Source organism: Streptomyces sp. NPDC016309 (assembly GCF_043077235.1).
GTDB lineage: Bacteria > Actinomycetota > Actinomycetes > Streptomycetales > Streptomycetaceae > Streptomyces.
In genome coordinates, this window is sequence record NZ_JBIBSG010000011.1 from 124,550 (window position 1) to 142,884 (window position 18,335).

General features: G+C 73.7%; 20 protein-coding genes and 1 tRNA gene. 9 read left to right on the plus strand and 12 right to left on the minus strand.

The window, feature by feature from the left end:
- Positions 1–22: 22 nt before the first annotated feature.
- The 4 genes from ACF068_RS26380 to ACF068_RS26395 form a co-directional block, all read right to left on the minus strand.
- The gene (locus tag ACF068_RS26380; RefSeq protein ID WP_392276788.1) at positions 23–478 is read right to left on the minus strand and encodes a copper chaperone PCu(A)C; all 456 of its coding nucleotides are present in this window, start codon (positions 476–478) and stop codon (positions 23–25) included.
- Positions 475–1,173, minus strand: coding sequence for an SCO family protein (locus tag ACF068_RS26385; protein WP_392276789.1), 699 nt, complete (start codon positions 1,171–1,173; stop codon positions 475–477). The genes ACF068_RS26380 and ACF068_RS26385 overlap by 4 nt, the downstream gene beginning before the upstream one ends.
- 35 nt (positions 1,174–1,208) lie before the next feature.
- Positions 1,209–1,958 (minus strand): YcnI family protein, encoded by a 750-nt coding sequence (locus tag ACF068_RS26390; protein ID WP_392276790.1) that lies wholly within the window; start codon positions 1,956–1,958, stop codon positions 1,209–1,211.
- Positions 1,959–2,044: 86 nt separating this feature from the next.
- On the minus strand, positions 2,045–2,851 hold the full coding sequence (locus ACF068_RS26395; RefSeq protein ID WP_392276791.1) for a hypothetical protein: 807 nt from the start codon (positions 2,849–2,851) through the stop codon (positions 2,045–2,047).
- A 234-nt stretch (positions 2,852–3,085) separates the two neighbouring features.
- On the opposite strand from ACF068_RS26395, the gene ACF068_RS26400 reads away from it, so the two are divergent.
- Complete coding sequence (locus ACF068_RS26400) at positions 3,086–3,538, plus strand: ATP-binding protein (RefSeq protein WP_392276792.1); 453 nt, start codon at positions 3,086–3,088, stop codon at positions 3,536–3,538.
- Between the two features lie 140 nt (positions 3,539–3,678).
- On the opposite strand, the gene ACF068_RS26405 is transcribed toward ACF068_RS26400, so the two are convergent.
- Together ACF068_RS26405 and ACF068_RS26410 are read right to left on the minus strand one after the other, a co-directional pair.
- Positions 3,679–5,169 carry an aminopeptidase P family protein gene (locus ACF068_RS26405; protein WP_392276793.1) on the minus strand — a complete coding sequence of 497 codons (1,491 nt, stop codon included), beginning with the start codon at positions 5,167–5,169 and terminating at the stop codon, positions 3,679–3,681.
- 119 nt (positions 5,170–5,288) lie between these two features.
- The gene (locus tag ACF068_RS26410; RefSeq protein WP_392276882.1) at positions 5,289–6,794 is read right to left on the minus strand and encodes a PP2C family protein-serine/threonine phosphatase; all 1,506 of its coding nucleotides are present in this window, start codon (positions 6,792–6,794) and stop codon (positions 5,289–5,291) included.
- A gap of 546 nt (positions 6,795–7,340) precedes the next feature.
- On the opposite strand from ACF068_RS26410, the gene ACF068_RS26415 reads away from it, so the two are divergent.
- Both ACF068_RS26415 and ACF068_RS26420 read left to right on the plus strand, forming a co-directional pair.
- Complete coding sequence (locus ACF068_RS26415; RefSeq protein WP_392276883.1) at positions 7,341–8,057, plus strand: bifunctional DNA primase/polymerase; 717 nt, start codon at positions 7,341–7,343, stop codon at positions 8,055–8,057.
- A 175-nt stretch (positions 8,058–8,232) separates the two neighbouring features.
- Entirely contained in the window at positions 8,233–8,823 is a 591-nt protein-coding gene (locus ACF068_RS26420) for a hypothetical protein (RefSeq protein ID WP_392276794.1), read from the plus strand.
- A gap of 211 nt (positions 8,824–9,034) precedes the next feature.
- Here the strand turns inward: ACF068_RS26420 and ACF068_RS26425 are convergent, their stop codons facing one another.
- From ACF068_RS26425 to ACF068_RS26435, 3 genes are all read right to left on the minus strand, one after another.
- On the minus strand, positions 9,035–10,003 hold the full coding sequence (locus tag ACF068_RS26425; RefSeq protein WP_392276795.1) for a DUF5926 family protein: 969 nt from the start codon (positions 10,001–10,003) through the stop codon (positions 9,035–9,037).
- Between the two features lie 160 nt (positions 10,004–10,163).
- Positions 10,164–10,784 (minus strand): ATP-binding protein, encoded by a 621-nt coding sequence (locus ACF068_RS26430; RefSeq protein ID WP_392276796.1) that lies wholly within the window; start codon positions 10,782–10,784, stop codon positions 10,164–10,166.
- A gap of 53 nt (positions 10,785–10,837) precedes the next feature.
- Positions 10,838–11,638 carry a glycerophosphodiester phosphodiesterase gene (locus ACF068_RS26435; RefSeq protein WP_392276797.1) on the minus strand — a complete coding sequence of 267 codons (801 nt, stop codon included), beginning with the start codon at positions 11,636–11,638 and terminating at the stop codon, positions 10,838–10,840.
- A 175-nt stretch (positions 11,639–11,813) separates the two neighbouring features.
- On the opposite strand from ACF068_RS26435, the gene ACF068_RS26440 reads away from it, so the two are divergent.
- The 4 genes from ACF068_RS26440 to ACF068_RS26455 all read left to right on the plus strand — a co-directional run bounded on the left by ACF068_RS26440 (position 11,814) and on the right by ACF068_RS26455 (position 14,433).
- Positions 11,814–13,247, plus strand: a complete 1,434-nt coding sequence (locus tag ACF068_RS26440) for a S1C family serine protease (RefSeq protein WP_392276798.1) — start codon at positions 11,814–11,816, stop codon at positions 13,245–13,247.
- Between the two features lie 141 nt (positions 13,248–13,388).
- Entirely contained in the window at positions 13,389–13,613 is a 225-nt protein-coding gene (locus tag ACF068_RS26445) for a hypothetical protein (protein WP_392276799.1), read from the plus strand.
- Positions 13,614–13,679: 66 nt separating this feature from the next.
- Positions 13,680–13,764 (plus strand) — tRNA-Ser (locus tag ACF068_RS26450).
- Positions 13,765–14,037: 273 nt separating this feature from the next.
- Positions 14,038–14,433 (plus strand): hypothetical protein, encoded by a 396-nt coding sequence (locus ACF068_RS26455; protein ID WP_392276800.1) that lies wholly within the window; start codon positions 14,038–14,040, stop codon positions 14,431–14,433.
- 204 nt (positions 14,434–14,637) lie between these two features.
- Here ACF068_RS26455 and ACF068_RS26460 read toward each other — a convergent pair whose 3' ends face one another.
- Both ACF068_RS26460 and ACF068_RS26465 read right to left on the minus strand, forming a co-directional pair.
- A complete protein-coding gene (locus tag ACF068_RS26460; RefSeq protein WP_392276801.1) occupies positions 14,638–14,943 on the minus strand; it encodes a transcriptional regulator in 306 nt (101 codons plus the stop codon).
- Positions 14,940–15,437: a hypothetical protein gene (locus ACF068_RS26465; RefSeq protein ID WP_392276802.1), complete on the minus strand. Its 498-nt coding sequence runs from the start codon at positions 15,435–15,437 to the stop codon at positions 14,940–14,942. Before ACF068_RS26465 ends, ACF068_RS26460 begins: the two co-directional genes overlap by 4 nt.
- Positions 15,438–15,677: 240 nt before the next feature.
- Between ACF068_RS26465 and ACF068_RS26470 the strand changes: the two genes are divergently transcribed.
- Complete coding sequence (locus ACF068_RS26470) at positions 15,678–16,310, plus strand: LysE family transporter (RefSeq protein ID WP_392276803.1); 633 nt, start codon at positions 15,678–15,680, stop codon at positions 16,308–16,310.
- Here ACF068_RS26470 and ACF068_RS26475 read toward each other — a convergent pair.
- Positions 16,270–17,226, minus strand: coding sequence for a bifunctional DNA primase/polymerase (locus ACF068_RS26475; RefSeq protein WP_392276804.1), 957 nt, complete (start codon positions 17,224–17,226; stop codon positions 16,270–16,272). The two genes, ACF068_RS26470 and ACF068_RS26475, sit on opposite strands and share 41 nt — an antisense overlap.
- Before the next feature lie 544 nt (positions 17,227–17,770).
- Between ACF068_RS26475 and ACF068_RS26480 the strand changes: the two genes are divergently transcribed.
- Positions 17,771–18,325 carry a SigE family RNA polymerase sigma factor gene (locus ACF068_RS26480; protein WP_392276805.1) on the plus strand — a complete coding sequence of 185 codons (555 nt, stop codon included), beginning with the start codon at positions 17,771–17,773 and terminating at the stop codon, positions 18,323–18,325.
- Positions 18,326–18,335: the final 10 nt, after the last annotated feature.

Genomic DNA, 18,335 nt, shown 5'->3' on the forward strand with positions numbered 1-18,335 from the left:
GGTGTGTCAGTCCCCCGGGTGCCTAGTGGTGCGACGGGTTGTGGGTGGCGGCTTCCACGGGGACGTCGACCGTGATCGGGCCGGACTTCTCGAAGTGCAGTTCCACGCGCACCTTCTCGCCCTGTTTCGGCTGCTTCTTGAGGCCCATGAACATGATGTGGCTGCCCCCGCGTTCGAGCTTCAGCTCCCCGTTCGCGGGGATGTCGAAGGACTGCACCCGCCGCATCTTCTGGTCCTTGGTCTCGTGGATCTGGACGTCGTCGGAGAGCGGGCTGGAGACGGAGGTGAGCCGGTCCGCCGCGTCGCCGTCGTTGGTGACGGTGAGGAAGGCGCCGGCCATGTCGCCGACGGGCTGCGGTATGAAAGCGCCGTCCACGGTGAGTTCGGGCCCGCCGGTGGAGGCGCAGCCGCCCAGCGCCATGGCCCCGGCGAGGGCCACGGCGGTGGACAGGGCGGTCAGGGTGGTGCGGCGGGTCACGGGTTCTCCCCCTTGATGATCTTCGGCAGGTCCTTCTCGTAGTCCTCGGCGGTGGTGTCGTCGTCGTAGACGACGTAGCCCTGGTCGGTCCGGGGCGAGAACGCGATCACCTGTGCGCCGTGCATGGAGACGACCGAGCCGTCCTTCTCCTTCTTCGGCGGGTCGATGCCGATGCCGATCTGGCGAGCGCCCGCCTGGATGGTCGGGAAGTCGCCGGTGAGGCCGATGAAGGACGGGTCACCGGCGCCGGGCAGCCACTTGGCGAGCTCGGCGGAGGTGTCCCGTTCGGGGTCGGTGGTGACGAAGACGACCTGGAGCTTGGCCCGGTCGGCCGGGGGGAGCTCCTTGTAGGCCACGGCGATGTTGCTCATCGTCAGCGGGCAGACGTCGGGGCAGTGCGTGTAGCCGAAGTAGATCAGCGTCGGCTTGCCCTTGGTCCGCTCGCGGAGGTCGTACGGGGCGCCCTTGGTGTCCTTCAGGACGAGGTTGGGCTTCTCGAAGGGCCGGTCGAGCACGGTCCCGGGCTTGTCCGGCGACGCGTCGGCGGACAGGCCAGCGGCGGAGCCGGCGGACGCGTCCTTCCCGTCGCCGGCGCAGGCCGACAGCGTCAGCGCCGACACGGCGGCGAGCACGGCCGCGAGCACGGGGGTACGACGGCGCGGCCGGGACCGCTCGCCGGTCTTCTGGAGGTGCATGGGTCTTCTCTTTCGGGGGTTCCGGGCAGCGGCCGTCAGGCCGAGCGGCGGCGTCCGGCCAGGACGCCGAAGGCGACACCGGCGGCGCCGACGAGGATGCCGGCGGCGCCGAGGACACGGGCGGTGGTGTCGGCGGAGCCGGCGGACGCGGCCTTCTCCTCCGTGTCCTTCTCGCCGTGGCCCTTGTCGCCGTGGCCCTTGTCGTCGGCGGCGGCGGGGGCGGCGGCGCCCCCGTGGTGGTCGTCCGCGGCGGCGGACAGCTTCAGCACGGGCGCCGGGGTCTGGGGCTCGGGAGCGCCGTCCTTGGGCTCCTCGATCCAGCGCACGACTTCCTTGTTGTCGTACGTCTGGAGGGCCTTGAAGACGAGGCGGTCGGTGTCCTCGGGGAGCCGGCCGAGGGAGACGGTGAACTGCTGGAACTCACCGGGGGCGATCTTCGAACCGGCCGCGGTCCACGTGATCTTCGTGGCCGCCTCGGTGATCTTCTTGCCGTGCACCTCCAGCGGCTTGGCCAGCTTGGCCTTGGTGACCTCGGCCTTCCAGCCCGGGATCGGCTGGGTGGAGACGGAGGCGAGCGGGTGGTCGGCCGGGAGGGTCACTTCGAGCTTCACCGTCGAGGCGTTGTCGCGCTCGTTGGGGACCTTGAAGTTCACGGTGGCGTACCCGCCCTTGGCGGCCTCGCCCTGCGGCTGCACGCTGACGTGCGCGAAGGCGGTGCCGGAGAGCAGGACGACGGAGGAGACGGCGAGGCCGCCGGCCAGGGCGACACGGGAAGAAACGTTCATGACGGAACACACTCCACGGAGAGCGGGAAAGGCGGACGCGTGCGCATGCGCGCACCACGGCGCCGCTCCTGCCGAGCGGGGCCGTGTCAGGCTGCGAGGACGCAGAGGGATACGGCCGGAGGGCCGCGCCTGATCACCGTGTGGAGAAGTGCGTCCGCCGCGGCGGACGGCGGAGTGTCGTCGTCGGTGCGCGGCGGCCCGGTCCGGCCCGCCGGCAGCGCGGGCAGTCCGGCCACCAGGGCGCGTACGAGGACGAAGGCGGCGCGCAGCGAACGGACGAGCGCCCCTTCGGCGACTTCCGTGGCGCCGTGCGCCGACAGCCGGCCCAGCTTCAGCAGGGCTAGGTCGCCGCGCCGCAGCAGCCAGCCGGTGACGACGGCGGCCAGCAGGTGCCCGAGGAGCATCGGCAGGCCGGGCCACAGACCGGCGGCGGGTTCCGCCAGCCGGCCCATCCGGCCCAGGTGACCCGCGTGTCCCGCGTGCGGCGCCGCGGCGGCCGGGTCCAGCCCGGCGCGGGTGACGATCCGGTGCGCGTCGGCCGGGCTCAGTGCCGAGCCGCCCGCCCCGCACACCAGTTTGGCCGCCATCCGGACCAGTGCTTCGTCCGCCCGGTCGCCGATATCCACGGTGAACTGCTGCCGCTGCCCGAGCCCGAACAGCGCGTGCAGGCCGAGCTGGCCGACGGCCAGCGCCGTGGTGATCACCGGGAGCGACCGCTCGCGCCCGGCGAACGGCACGGTGAGCGCGAGGACACCGAGGAACCCGAGGGCCAACGTCCACCAGGGGACGGTCTCGCAGGCGGCGAGTGCGTGCCCCAGCGCGGACAGCACGACGCAGACCGCGGCGAACACCGCGGCCCGCAGCAGCCGTGGACCAGCGGAAGGGGCAGACATGGCCGGGCCATCATCGCACTGCGCCCCCCGCCGCCACACGGCAGGTCCGGAAGGTCACCGTTTCACCGTCGGAGTCCGTAAGGCCCCGCCTCGATCCGGCACGGGACGACATACACCGGCGTACGGGCTACGCATATCCGCCGAACGGGGGCCGTGGCGTCAACGCGGCGCTTACGACCGACAGCGGGGGGCAATACGTATCGGTATGTCGAGCCGCAGCCAGGAGGCTGGAGCATGAGCATCTGGTGGTCTCTCCATTTGCGGCGCGAGGCCGCGAGCGTCCCGCTCGCCCGTCGCCTCCTCCTCGGCACGATGGAGACCGCGGGCGTCGACCCGGAGATCTCCTACGACCTGTCCCTCGCCCTCACCGAGGCGTGCGCCAACGCGGTGGAGCACGGCGGGCGGACGGGGACCGGGGACGTCTCGGCGGAGTACCGGGTGACGGCGTACCTGGACGGGGAGAAGTGCCGGATCGAAGTGGCGGACTCGGGCCCGGGTTTCCCGGCCGGCCCGGCGCCGACGGTCCGCCGGGCCGTCCCGGAGGCCGAGAACGGACGGGGCCTGCGCCTCATCGAAGAGCTGGCCGACCATGTCCACTTCGGCAACAGATCGGGCCGCGGCGGTGCGGTGGTGAGCTTCGACAAGATCGTCAAGTGGCGTACGGACGCCCCGCTGGTGGCCTCCTGACCCCGCTCGGCCCCTGCCCGCTCCTCCGGACGGCGGTTCACCGGCGGCGGCCCCCCGGCGGCACGCACGAGGCCCCCCGCCGGCGTACCGGCGGGGGGCCCGGCGCGAAGGCGCCGACACGACTCAGGGGGCGAGGCGCCCTAGCCCTTCAGGCTCGCCATCCAGGCCTCGACCTCGTCCGAGCGGCGCGGCAGCGCCGCCGACAGGTTCCGGTTGCCGTCCTCCGTGACCAGGATGTCGTCCTCGATCCGGACGCCGATGCCCCGGTACTCCTCCGGCACGGTCAGGTCGTCGGCCTGGAAGTACAGGCCCGGCTCGACGGTCAGGCACATGCCCGGCTCCAGCACGCCGTCCACGTACGTCTCGGTCCGCGCGGCCGCGCAGTCGTGGACGTCCATGCCCAGCATGTGACCGGTGCCGTGCAGGGTCCAGCGGCGCTGGAGGCCCAGCTCCAGGACCTTCTCGACGTCCATGTCGCCGAGCAGGCCCCACGACACCAGCCGCTCGGCGAGCACGCGCTGGGCGGCGTCGTGGAAGTCGCGGTAGTCCGCGCCCGGCCGCACCGCCGCGATGCCCGCCTCCTGGGCGTCGTACACCGCGTCGTAGATCTTGCGCTGGAGGTCGGTGAAGCGGCCGTTGACCGGCAGCGTCCGCGTCACGTCCGCCGTGTAGAGCGTCGTCGTCTCCACGCCCGCGTCCAGCAGCAGCAGGTCCCCGGAGCGGACGGGCCCGTCGTTGCGCACCCAGTGCAGCGTCGTGGCGTGCGGCCCGGCGGCGCAGATGGAGCCGTAGCCGATGTCGTTGCCCTCGACGCGGGCCCGCAGGAAGAAGGTGCCCTCGATGTACCGCTCGCTGGTCGCCTCCGCCTTGTCCAGGACCCGGACGACGTCCTCGAAGCCCCGGGCGGTGGAGTCGCAGGCGCGCTGGAGCTCGGCGATCTCGAAGGCGTCCTTCACCAGGCGCGCCTCGGAGAGGTACACCCGCAGTTCCTCGTCGCGCTCGGCGGTGACCTTGTCGGTCAGCGCCGCCTCGATGCCCGCGTCGTGGCCGCGGACGTTGCGCACCGGGCCGGTGGCCTCCTTGAGGGCGGCGGGCAGCTCGCGCACGTCCTTGGCGGGGATGCCGAGCCGCTGCTCCGCCTCGGCGAGGGAGTGCCGGCGGCCCACCCACAGCTCGCCCTGGCCGTCGAGCCAGAACTCGCCGTTCTCCCGGTCGGAGCGGGGCAGCAGGTAGACCGTGGCCTCGTGGCCGCCGCTCTTGACCGGCTCCAGCACCAGCACGCTGTCGTGGGTGTGGTCACCGGTGAGGTACGCGTACTCGGTGGACGGCCGGAAGGCGTACTCCGTGTCGTTGGAGCGGGTCTTCAGGTTGCCCGAGGGGATGACGAGCCGCTCGCCGGGGAAGCGCTCGGACAGCGCGGCACGGCGGGCGGCGGTGTGCGCCGCCTGCGGGATCGGCTCCAGGTCGTGGAGCTCGGTGTCGGCCCAGCCGGACTTCATGTTCTCGGCCAGCTCGTCGGACACGCCCGGGTACAGGCCGTTCTTGCGCTGCTTGATGGGCTCCTCGGGCTCTTCCGGGCCCGCCGCGGTAGCAGCAGAATCCGGATCAGCCGGGGTGAGCTCTTCGGCCACGGGTCCGCCTCCTGTTAGTACGACCATCGAACGGTCCCCGGCCTCCCGACGGTGGTCGGGCCGGCGAGGGGACCCCCACCATCGTACGGTCGTGCGGAAGACCGCACCGGGGCGTCGGGTCACTCGAAACGGGCGGCCAGCACCACCACGTCCTCGTCCCCGGAGCCGCCGTCCGGCAGTACCGTCCGCAGCACGTGGTCGGCGATCGCGCCGGGGTCGGTCCGGTCCGCCGCGGGCACGGCGGCCGCCGCCGCGTGCAGCCGCGCGAACGCCCTGTCCGTCGACTCCCCGGTACGGCGCAGCAGCCCGTCCGTGTAGAGGAGCACCGTCTCGCCGGGCTCGGGGGCGATCTCCACGCTCGGCGCCTCCCAGCAGGCCAGCATGCCCAGCGGCGCCGACAGCGAGGTCTCGACGTACTCGGTGCGCCGCTCGCCCACGACCAGCGGCGGGGTGTGCCCCGCGCCGGCCAGGACGATCTTCCGCCGGGCGGGCTCGGCGTAGGCGAAGAGCGCGGTGGCCGAGCGCGCCGGCTCCGTCAGCCGCAGCAGCAGCTCCAGGTCGGAGAGCACGGCGACGGGGTCCTCGCCCTCCATCACGGCGTAGGCCCGCAGGGAGGCCCGCAGCCGTCCCATCGCGGCCAGCGCGCTCGGGCCCGACCCGGACACCGAGCCCACGGCCAGGCCCAGCGCGCCCTCCGGCAGCGGCAGCGCGTCGTACCAGTCGCCGCCGCCCTGCGGGCCGGTGCGGTGCCGGGCGGCGAGCTGGACGCCGGGGACGCGGGGCAGCCGGCTCGGCAGCAGTTCCTCGGCGAGGGTGGCGAGCCGGGCGCGGCCCCGCTCCAGCTCCAGCAGCCGGGCCAGGTGCTCGGAGGCGTACCGCCCGTAGAGGCCGACGAGGTGGCGCCGCCCCTCGGCCGGCTCGGCGGGCTCGTCGTACAGCCAGACGGCGGCGCCCAGTCGCCCCGCCCCGTCGGTGACGAGCGGGACGGCGTAGCTGGCGGCGTAGCCGAGGCGGGCGGCGACCTCCCGGTGGCGGGGGTCGAGGCCCTCGTCGGCGAACAGGTCGGGGACGGCGACGGCGCCGGTGCGCCGGCCGGTGAGGGGGTCGCCGGGCGCGTCGTCGAGGATGCGGCCGTAGGAGGTGGCGCTGCGCGGCACGGTCTCGATGGTGCCGAGGTCGGCGTGGGCGAGGCCCAGCCCGGTGGTGGCGGTGGGACCGAGGCCGTCGGCGGGTTCGAGGACGGCCATGCCCCGGCGGGCGCCGACGAGCGCGGCGCCGGCGCGGAGCAGTTCCTGGAGGGCGTCGTCGAGGGTGCCCGTGCGGGAGAGGCGCTCGGTGAGTTCGTGCAGCGTGGTGAGGCCGGAGACCCAGCCCGCCAGCTTGTCCTGGATCATGGCGCCGGGTGCGACCGGTGGGGTCGGGAGGTTCGGAAGAGGCGCCGCAGTGTGCGCGGGCGCCGGAACGGTTGGATCGATTCCAGCCACTTTCGGCAGGTGAGGGGCGGTCATGGCAGCCGGCTCTTCGACGGGTGCGTGTCGCTGGATAGCATCGCAAACCCCCATGTCAATCTGCGCCGCTGTCACTGCCACCACATCTACACGCAGAAGTGAGGGGATGTCCAGCATTGTCACGGAGCGGGCACGCGGTATTTACCTGAGCCGCAACTTGGCTCAAAAATGCCCCCCATGGACAGTATTTGCGGTCGACTGAGCCCCGTTCGAAAAGGGGCACCCCCTCGGAAGCGGCGTCGCCAGGCGCGGTCCGGGAGTGCGTCGTTCCGAACGGGCTGGGTACGTAACCGGTGTCGGCCAGGGGCAGTTGGGGCGAGCCCGGAACCCCGCGGGGAGCCCTGGCGTCCTTGACCCCGAAGGCCACGCCCCATCCCCGAGTGGCGGGGAAAGAGAACAGCGGGACGAGCGCGACAGCCAGTGCGCGCCACGGGTGCGCCACCCCTCGCCACGCGTTTAATGGACGGACGGCCGCACCGGGCCGCGGCCCGGTCCACGCTCGGCGGCCCCTATGCGGTGTTCCTTGCCGCGGGCGAAGACAGGCCGGTCCCCACACCGGCACCGGCACGGGGCGGTGACGCGCCGGACCGTACGCACAGTGACGTGACCACACCTGTGGTGATGTGGATGACCTCGGCGTTCAACGGAAAGGAACGAGCGCTCATGCGCGAGATCCTCGGAAGGCGACGCAGGCTCCGGTTGCGGCGCAAGAGGGGGCCCGCCCATCTGGACGCGGCCCTCCTGTGCGCAACCGAGTGGCACTGGCCCGTCCTCCCCGGCGTGGGACTCGGGGCGGCCGGAGGCACCTCCCGGGGCGGCGCCCCGGGGCGGGGCCGCGGGGGCGACCGGCAGCGCGGCTGTGCCTGTCCCGACCCCGAGTGCGTCGTACCCGGCGCACACCCCTTCGACCCCGGCCTGCTGGCCGCGTCCACCGACGAGCGCCTGGTGCGCTGGTGGTGGACCAACCGCCCCGACGCCCCGGTCGTGCTCGCCACCGGGGGCCGCGCGCCGTGCGCGGTGAGCCTGCCCGCCGTCGCGGGGGCGCGGGCCCTGGCGGTGCTCGACCGGATGGACATGCGGCTGGGCCCGGTGGTGGCCACCCCCACCCGCTGGTCCCTGCTGGTCGCCCCGTACACCCTCGAACAGCTCGGCGAGCTGCTGTACGCCAAGGACTGCGTGCCCAGCTCGCTGCGCTTCCACGGCGAGGGCGGCTACCTGGTGCTGCCGCCGTCGGACACCGGGACGGGCCAGGTGCGCTGGGAACGCGCGCCGCTCACCGGGTCGGCGTCGCCCTGGCTGCCGGACGTGGAGGCGGTGGTCGACGCGCTCGTCGAGGCGAGCACCAGCGCGCCGGACGGCGGCAGCCGGCTGCGCTACTGACGCCCGGTCGCGACCCCGGCCCGGTTTCCGGCCCCGCCGTCACCCCTGCGTCACTCGTACGGGTGTGAGCGGGGCCGAGTTGTACGGGATTCGGGGGCACGGACCCCTGGACGACGGCGTTCCGTCGCTATCGTCGCCTCACCGTCAGCGATCCCGGGCAGTTGGGCAGGTCCCCATGAATCTCCGCGTGACCGGGCTCGGGGCCGCCGTGGTGCTGACCGCGCTGCTGCCGCTGGCCGCCTCCGCCGGACCGGCGTCCGGCCCCGGCACCCCCGCGCCGGACGGTGGAGGGGGAGTGGCGCCGGCACTTCTGGCCGGAACGCGTGCCCCGTCCGGCGCCACCGCCGCGGCCGTCCCCTCCGCGCCCGTCCCCGCCCCGTCCGGGCCGTCCGCGGCCGAGCCGTCCGCGCCGGGGCCGGGAACGCGTGCCGCGGAATGCGGTCCGGAGGTCGCCTCGCCGGACGGGGTCGAGGCGCAGACGTGCGTACTGACCGAGGGGCGCGACATCTGGGCGCGGACCTACTACCGCAATGTGACGGGCGGGGAGCTGGGGGCCGTCCTCACCTTCATGGGCCCCGGCGGGCGCACCGTACAAGCGCAATGCGACGTACCGGCGGAGGACGAGCCGGGCGTATGCGAGACACCCAGGGAGCGCTCGCGCGGGACTTCCGCCGAATACACGGCGGTGGCGGAGTTCGCGGAGAGCGGGGAAAGCGCGCTGCTGCTGCGGTCGGGGAGCAACTCACCCGGCCCGGCGGCCAGTTGAGGCCAGATCCGGAAGATCGCATTCCGAGGAAATTGAAGGGCCCGGTCGCTGGCGACGGGGGATGCACCAGCGACCGGGCTTCAAGCACCGTAACAAGAGATCGGCTGTTCGCAAATTCGATCTCAGTTATTCGGACAGCGATTTACGCCTCAGTACGGGTTCGTTGTGGCGGAAGTCACCGACCGGTCGGGATGTCGGGTCCTCGCGAAGATCAGCTCAGCGTCACCTGGCGGTTGGTGAGACCACCGCGCGCCCGCCGCTCCTCCGCCGTCAGCGGCGCGTCGACGGCGAGCGCGCCCGCCAGCCGCTCGGCGAACTCGGCGGCCGGCCGCTCGCACTCCTTGGCGCCCATGCCCGTCGGAAGGTCCCACACCGGGACCACCAGCCCGTGCGCCCGGAACGACCCGACGAGCCGGGTGCCCTCGCCGAGCGAGGACGTGCCGGCGGCGTGCAGCCGGGCCAGCGCGTCCAGCAGCCGCTCCTCGGCGTGCGGCATGACCCAGCGCAGGTGGTTCTTCTCGGGCGTCTCGCACCAGTAGGCGGCGTCCACGCCGGACAGCTTGACGGTCGGGATCGCGGCGGCGTTGGCCCGCTCCAGGGAGGCGGCCACCTCCGGCGAGGCGCTCTGCTCCGAGTCCGGCACCCAGAACTCGAAGCCCGCGTGGACCACCGGCTCGAAGGCGGCGTCCGCGTCCAGCAGGTCCTGGAGGCGCGGCCCGTCCGCCGGTACGCGGTCGGCGGTGACCGGCGTGCCCGGCCGGGCGTCCAGCGCCCGCTGGAGCGTGTCGGCCAGGTCGCGGCTCAGGTCGCCGGAGGAGGTGTCGTTCTGCAGCGCGAGCAGGACGGAGCCGTCGTCGCGGCGCAGCGCCGGCCACGCCATGGGCAGCACGGTCGCGAGCGTCACGGAGGGCACACCCTCGGGCAGGCCGCCCTTGAGGTGCAGCGGCGCGGTCGCGGCGGGCACCAGCTCGCGCAGGGCGACCCAGTCGCACTCGCCGGGCAGGCCCTCGAAGGGGCGCTGGACCAGCTCGGTCACCGCGTGCGCGGCCGCCCGCCCGTGACAGGCCTTGTAGCGGCGGCCCGAGCCGCACGGGCAGGGTTCGCGGGCCCCGACGACCGGGATCTCCACATCGGTCGCTCGCTGCTTCCCGGCCTTGGTCTGGGGACGCTTCTTGCCCATGGTTCTGACTTCTCCCGTGACGGCGGTGCGGCACTGCTGTACCGGCCGCGAGCCTAGCCGCCCGGCGGCGCGCTCCCCGTCATCGCGCGGCCCCCGCCGGGGCGCGCACCGGGAACGACCGCGCGGGGTCCGTCGTCCCCCGACTCCCCGGCGCCCGGGGTCAGTCGGCGTCCTCGTAGGCGTCGTACACCCCGTACACGTCCAGGAAGTCGAAGCCCGGAGCGGTGACGCGCGTAGCGAAGTCGTCGCGCCGGTGGCCCCCCGTGAGGACCACCCACACGGTCACCTCGCCGGCCGCGCCGTCCCGTACGCCCCAGTCCTGCGCCAGCGCGCTGATGATGTTGAGCCCCCGGCCGCCGCGCGCGGTCACCGAGGGCGTCGACGGAACCGGTCGGGTCGGACCACCGCCGTCCGTCACCTCGACGGTCAGCGCGCCGCGTTCGTCGACGCGCCAGGCGGCGCGGACGTCGCCGTCACCGACCTCCACCCCGTGGCCCAGCGGTCTGCCGTGCCGGCAGGAATTGCTGAGCAGTTCGGACAGGACCAGTACGGCATCGTCGACGACCGTGTCGGCCACACCGCCGCTGCGGAGCTGCTCCCGCATGCGGTGCCTCGCCTCACCCACGCCCGCAGGGCCATGGGGTACGGCCATGCTCGACGACGTGGGCACCTGCTGTGCCACCACCAACGCCACCCCCGAGACCTCCTTCGCCCCACGCCACGGTGTGAATGCCCCAATGGACTGGACCGGAAACCGGCCGACCGGTGTGTGGTGACGCACGCGGTACGGGTGGACACGGAGCGGACGCGCCGGAGCACTCCGGGTAACGGGAGTTACAGGCGGCCCAGTTGGGACAGGACCTGTTTGGGGCGGTTGGTGATGATCGCGTCCACACCGAGCCGGGCGCACAGCTCCACGTCCTCTGGCTCGTTGACCGTCCAGACGTGGACGCGGTGCCCGGCCCGGTGGAGCCGGGCGATGTAGCCGGGGTTGTTGCGGACGATCCGGATGGAGGGGCCGGCGATCCGCGACCCGGCGGGCAGCCGGCCGTCCCGCACCCGCGGGGTGACGAACTGCATCAGGTACACGGTCGGGACGGCGGGCGCCGCCGCGGTCACCCGGTGCAGGGAGCGGGCGGAGAAGCTCATGACCCGTACCGGCGTGGTGGTCCCGGTCCGCGGCCGGGCCAGCCCGTACCGCTCCAGCAGCTCCACCAGCCGCGCCTCGACCTGGCCGGCCCAGCGGGTGGGGTGCTTGGTCTCGATCGCCAGCTCGATGCGCCGTCCGGCGTCGGCCACGAGCGCGAGCAGCCGTTCCAGGGTCAGGACGGAGGTGTACTCGGGGTCGCCCCAGTCCGGGCTCTCGTTCGGGTCCTTCCAGGCGCCGAAGTCCAGCGCGGCCAGATCGGCCAGCTCCAGGGTGGAGACGGCGCCCCGGCCGTTGGAGGTGCGGTTGACGCGGCGGTCGTGGACGCAGACCAGGTGGCCGTCGGCGGTGAGGCGTACGTCGCATTCGAGGGCGTCGGCGCCGTCCTCGATCGCCTTCATGTACGCGGCCAGGGTGTGCTCGGGCGCGTCCTCGGAGGCGCCCCGGTGGGCGACGACCTGGATCGTGTGCTGCCGTGCGTGGGTCACCGCGTCATGGTGCCACCGCTGTTCGGCCCTCTTCGACAGGCATCCGATTTGTCGTGAATAAAGGATGACCCGAAGATGCACAGCTCCGGCTTACAGTGGCCTGACGGGCTGTGGGAAAGGCTGTCCGCAGACACGTGTGACCCCCGACGACGTGGAACCCAGAGGAGACCGAGCCGTGAGCACTGAGAACGAGGGAAACACGGACCCGTCCGTTCCCTCCGCCCCGTCCACACCTCCGGTGCCGCCCTCGTCGTCCGCGCCGGCGGAGAGCACCCGCGAGACGCCGGCAGCGGCGCCGGAACCGCCCCGCACGCCTCCGCCGGCTCCCGGGCACGCCCCGGCACCCGCGCACGCCCCGGCTCCCGGGCACGCCCCGGCTCCCGGGCCGTCCCCGGTCCCGCCGGCCGGTGCGGGCTGGGCGGCCCCGCCGCCTCCTCCGGTCTGGGACGCGCCTCTGCCGCCGGCCGCCGAGCCGCCGCACAAACGTTCCGGCGGCGGGCTGGTCGCCGCCGTCCTGGCCGCCGCCCTCGTCGCGGGCGGCATCGGCGGAGGCATCGGCTACTGGGCGGCCGAGCGGGGCGACGGCGCCGGCAGCTCGACGACCGTCGCCGCGGGCGAGGCCCCGGCCGACTTCAAGCGGGAACCGGGCACGGTCGCCGCGGTGGCGAACAAGGCCCTGCCGAGCGTCGTCACCATCGAGGCCAAGTCGGGCGGCTCCGCAGGTGAGGGCGGCACCGGCACCGGGTTCGTGTACGACGAGGAGGGCCACATCCTCACCAACAACCATGTGGTCGCCTCCGCGGCGGAGGGCGGCACCCTCTCCGCGACGTTCTCCAACGGCAAGAAGTACGACGCCGAGGTCGTCGGCCGCGCCGAGGGCTACGACGTCGCCGTGCTGAAGCTCAAGAACGCCCCCTCGGGGCTCGCCCCGCTCGCGCTGGGCAACTCCGACAAGGTGGCCGTCGGCGACTCGACGATCGCGATCGGCGCCCCGTTCGGGCTCTCCAACACCGTCACCACCGGCATCATCAGCGCCAAGAACCGCCCGGTCGCGTCCGGCGACGGCAGCGGCGCCGGCCGCAACTCGTACATGAGCGCCCTCCAGACGGACGCCTCGATCAACCCGGGCAACTCCGGCGGCCCGCTCCTGGACGCGCGCGGCGCGGTGATCGGCATCAACTCCGCGATCCAGTCGGCCGGGAGCGGCGGTCTCGGCCAGTCCCAGGCGGGCTCCATCGGCCTGGGCTTCGCCATCCCGGTCAACCAGGCCAAGAGCGTCGCCGACCAGCTCATCAAGACGGGCAAGCCGGTCTACCCGGTGATCGGCGCGACGGTGAACATGGCCGAGGAGGGCGAGGGCGCCCGTATCGCCGCCCAGGGCGAGGGCGGCACCCCGGCGGTCGTGCCGGACGGCCCCGCGGCGAAGGCGGGCCTCAAGCCGGGTGACGTGATCATCAAGTTCGGCAACCGCACGATCGACAGCGGCCCGACGCTGATCAGCGAGATCTGGACCCACAAGCCCGGCGACAAGGTCACCCTGACCTACGAGCGCGGCGGCAGGACGGCGACGGTCGACGTCACCCTCGGGCAGCGCAAGGGCGACGGCTGACGAACCCCCGGGGCCGCGACGTCTCGGCCCCGCGCCGGAGCCGGGCCGGAGCCGGTCCGGATCCGGAGCCCGGGCCCGCGCCCGTCACCCGCTTCCGGCCCCCGGCGTGCCGGGAGCCGGGCCCCGGGCCACAGTGAGTGCATGACCGCACAGCCGCCGCCCGTGACCGTCTCCCCGCCGAACCCCACCGGCGGCCGCAGCGTCCACGCCGAAGGCCGCCCCCTCGGCCTCGCCCACAGCGTCGCCGACCTGGTCGACCTGCTCGGTGCCGTGGGCCTGGAGCTGGGCGCGGACGACGTGGCCACCAGCGGTCTGATCCACTGGCAGGGCGGCGGCCCCGCCGTCTGGGCCGAGTCCCCTCCCTGACCGGCCCGTCACCCACCCCCAACCGGTAGGCTGTAGCCCGCTCCGCGGCAGGTGCCGCGGGGCGAGGGTGGGTTGCCCGAGCGGCCTAAGGGAACGGTCTTGAAAACCGTCGTGGCGCGAGTCACCGTGGGTTCAAATCCCACACCCACCGCAGCACGCCGGACCGCGTACCGGCCAGGAAGGGGCGCCCCTCACGAGGGGCGCCCCTTCTCGCATTCGGCGTGTCTCACTGTGCTCGCCCCTGTCGCGTTGGTGCCCAGTGATTGCGGACCGACCAAGATCTGGCTCACTGGAGTTGAGAAACCGCTACCTCGTCGACCCTTCGGGGTCGTATGCGGGACAGGAACTCGAACGACCCCGTAACCTCGGGCCCCGCGTTGTGCGCTGCGGGGCCCGTATGCATGGTAAGGAGACCCATTTGCGAGTGAAGAGGATCCTCCCGCTGATCCTGGTCCCTGTGCTGCTGTCTGGGTGCGGGCTTTGGGAAGAGGCGCCGAAAGGGGACAAGATCGCCCCGCCGCAGCTTCCCACTGTGCAGAACGAAGGCAGGGCGGTCTCTGAGGCTGAGTCGTTCACGGCCTGGGTGTCGGAGCGGGGCAATGAGGAACAGCGCAATGCGGTCATCGGTCATGTGTCCATGGTGTGGGGAGACTGGAACACTCCGGGCGAGCTCGGCTTCGTGGTGACCGATCACACCGAGAAGGCCCCGGCCCAGACGGTTGCCGAGACGTTCGCTGGATGGGAAGACAACGCTGAGACCACGGTGCGGGCTGCTGTCTACGGCAAAGGCGGAGAGCTCCTCTACGTCACCGGACCGTAGTCACTGCGGCGTTGTCGCCGCTGCCCGAGAGCTCCATCGTTCTGCTGCCTCGTTCCGACAGCGCAGCCAGGTCTCGATGACAAGGTGAAGGCGCCAGGCAACGAAGGGGCGCCCCTCACGAGGGGCGCCCCTTCGGCGTTCCGGTGTCTCGGCTTTCGGTGTCCGGCCGGTCGGGGTCGGTCCGCGGTCGGCCGTGCCGTCGGGTCAGGGGTCGACGATGGCGCGGAGGGCGGCGAGGTGGGCGTGGTAGGCGTCGCGGCCGGGGCGGGTGAGGCGGAGCCAGACGCGTTGGCGGGTGTCGCGCACGGCCTTGCGCTGCTCGACGTACCCGGCGTCGACCAGCACCGTGACGTGTTTGCTGAGGACGGAGGCGGAGACGCCGAGCCGGCCCTGCACGGTGGCGAACTCGGCCTCGCCGGCGGTGTCCAGGAGCGCGCAGATGCGCAGGCGGTTGGGGGCGTGGATGGTGGCGTCGAAGCCGTCCATGGGGTCGGCGGTGGCGTCGCTCATGAGGCCTTCCGGTGCAGGCGGACGAAGACGAGGTGGAAGGCGACCGACACCGTCGCGCCGATGACGGACGCAGCGAGGAGCCACAGCGGCTGGTGGGTCGCGCGGAAGACGAAGGCCGAGCCGATGAGGACGACGGGCAGGCCGGCCACCAGCGGCACGGTGGCTCGCTTGGGCAGGACGTCGAAGCGGAGCGCCACGCCGGTCCGGCGGCGCCAGGCGGAGGCCGCGACGGCGAACAGCGCCAGGAACACCGCCGTCATCACCGTCATGACGATGCTCCAGACGGACCGCGACAGCAGCCAGTCGTGGTCGGCCAGCGTGCCCCCGTAGACCGGTGGTATCGCGGCCACGTACAGCGTGAGCACGGCGACGAACCAGCGCGGCCACGGTGTGGCGGACACGGCCGCGGTGCTCGCGCTGACGCGCTCGGTTTCGGCCAGGGCGGCAAGGGCCTGCTCGGCGGTCGGTCGGACGACATCCCCGTTGGTTTCCATGTTGGAAACACTAGGGGTTGGTTTCCAACATGGCAAGTGGAGATTTTCCGGAGCGGAAAGAGGGGGCCGGGTGTCGCCGTACCGCGTGGCGTAAATGCGTTGCCCGGGCGGGCCGGGCGGCCTCAGCATCGGGGGCATGACTTCCCTGACGCGTCTCCTGCCGCCGCCCTCCACCGACCGACCGGTGCGCGAGCAGCAGCAGCGGCGCGGGCCCTGGCGGGAGCCGGCTTCCGTGCGCGCGTGATCGGGGCCCTGGTCGCGGGGGCGCTCGCCGGGTACGGGATCGCCGTACCGGTGGGGGCCGTCGGGGCTTATCTGGTGGCACTCACCGCGCGGACCTCGTTGCGGGTCGGGGTCGCCGCCGCGCTCGGGGTGGCGACCGCCGACGGGCTGTACGCGCTGGTCGCCACGGGCGGCGGGTCGGCACTGGCGCCACTCGTCGCACCGGTCGTCGTGCCCCTCCGGTGGGCGTCGGCCGTGGTGCTCGTGGTGCTGGCGGTACGGAGCGGCGCCGTCGCGCTCGGGCAGTACCGCGGCCGGCGGACGGCGGCGCGGGAGGACGAGGCGCCGGTCGGCCCGTGGCGGGCCTACCTGGCGCTCCTCGGGATCACGCTGCTCAACCCCATGACCGTGATCTACTTCGCCGCCCTGGTGCTCGGCAGCCGCGCCACCGGCTCCCCGGAACCGCTCGAACAGAGCGTGTTCGTGCTCGCCGCCTTCCTGGCGTCCGCGAGCTGGCAGGTGCTGCTGGCCGGTGGCGGAGCCCTGCTCGGCCGGGCGCTGACCGGCAGCCGGGGCCGGCTCGTCACCGCCCTCGCCTCCAGCGCGCTGATCATCGCGCTCGCGGTCCATCTGCTCCTCGCGGCGCCGTGAGGCGGGCCGCCGAGGCGATGGTGGCGCGCGCCTCCCGGGCGGTGAGCCCCGTGTGCGCGGCGGCATCGGTGAGGGCGTCCGCGAGGGCGTCGCCGATGCCGTCCTCGTACGCCCGGCAAGCCGCCCAGAACAGCCGGGCGTTGCGTTCGCCCTCGCGCGCGGCCGCCACGAAGTGGACCAGGGCCTCGCCGCGCGACGCCCCCGGGCGCCGGGCGCGGGCCGGCGGCGGTGAGGGTGACCGGGGCGGTGACGGTGACCGGGGCGGGGGCGTCAGGAGGCGGAGGAGGGCCGGCGGGCAGGGGGCCGGGCCGAGCGCCGCCGTGCCGGGGACCAGGCGGTAGGCGCCGCGCGCGGTGACCGAACCGGGGCCGGCCAGGTAGCCGCCGTGGCCGCGGATGTCGATGCCGGGGGCGAGGCGGCCGGCCGAGTTCGGCACCGTGACGCCGGGCGGGGCGGTCAGCCAGAGGTGGCGGCCGCCGCTCGGGGTGAGGACCGTGACGGTCTCCGGGACGGTGAAGCCGTGCGCCCGGGCGAGACGCCCGAGGACGGCCGGCTCGGTGTCGAGGTCGACGCCGATCAGGTGGTGGGGCGGGCACCCGCAGGCGATGCCGTAGCCGGTGGCCCAGGGTGCGAGGGCGAACAGGGCGCGGACGGCCGCGGGGTCGGTGGTCGCGTCGTGCACACCGTGCCCGGGCCGGCCGCACTCGCCGCGGCAGGGGCCCGCCCCGGGGGCCGGTGCGGAGGCGGGCACGGAGGCGGAGGCGGGCGCGGGCGTGGATGCGGGGGCGCCGCGGTGCGGGGACGGCAGGGCCGGGAGCTTGTGGGGGGACAGCGGGAAGACGGGCAGTCCGCGCTCGGCGGCGGACAGCGCGTGGGCCAGGGCCAGGGTGGCGGTGCGCCGGTAGGGAGCGGCCATGCACTCATTTTCGTACGTCCGTTCGAGTCTGGCCAGAGGGTGTCCCGCGGCGTCGCCCGTGCGCCGATGCCGCGGGACGTTTACCGGCCTCTCCTCACGCTTGCGGGGGAAAGATCCCTTCCGGGCGGGTTCGCCGGGGATCCGGTGGGCAGTTCTTGGGCCACGACGTCGAGAACAGGCCGCAGTCGGCGCCTGGTCGAGGGAGGACACATGACAGGCATCCGTACCGCTCCCGCCGTCCCGGCGGTGGGCTTCACCGTCTGGTAGGACCGGCCCGGGGGACAAGGGGACGAGGTGGGCGACGGCCCGCGCGGCGGTGCTCCGGTACCGGCGCGCGGGCCGTCGTCGTGCCCCGGTCCCGCCCGCGCCCTGCCGCCCGGCGGTGAACCGACGGTCGGCGCCGGGCCGGCCGACCCTGAGCCGGCGGGCCGCGCCTCCACCTCCAGGAGGTGCGGCGGCCCACCGCCCTACAACCTGAGGCGGACCCCCGGTCGGCACCTCTGGGCGATCCCCCGGGGCGGTACCCGCTCATAGCGTGGTTCCCATGACCGCGACCGCCGGCACCGTCTGCACCGGGGCCTCCACCGCCGCCACCGGACACGCCTCCTACCCGTCGTTCTCGTCGTACGTACGGGCCCGGGGGCCCGTGCTGCTGCGTACGGCCCGGTCGCTGACGGCCAACCCGTGCGACGCCGAGGACCTGTTGCAGACCGCCCTCGCCAAGACGTACGTCGCCTGGGGGCGCATCGAGGACCACCGGGCGCTCGACGGCTACGTACGCCGGGCGCTGCTGAACACCCGTACCTCGCAGTGGCGCAAGCGCAAGGTCGACGAGTTCGCGTGCGACGAGCCGCCCGAGCCGCTCGGGCCGGCCGGGCCCGACCCGGCGGAGCAGCAGGCGCTGCGCGACGCGATGTGGCGGGCGGTGACGCGGCTGCCCGACCGCCAGCGGGCCATGGTCGTGCTCCGGTACTACGAGGACCTCAGCGAGGCCCAGACGGCGGAGCTCCTCGGGGTGTCCGTCGGCACGGTCAAGAGCGCCGTCTCACGGGCGCTCGGCAAGCTCCGTGAGGACCCCGAGCTCGCCCCCGTCCGGTGATCGACCGAGG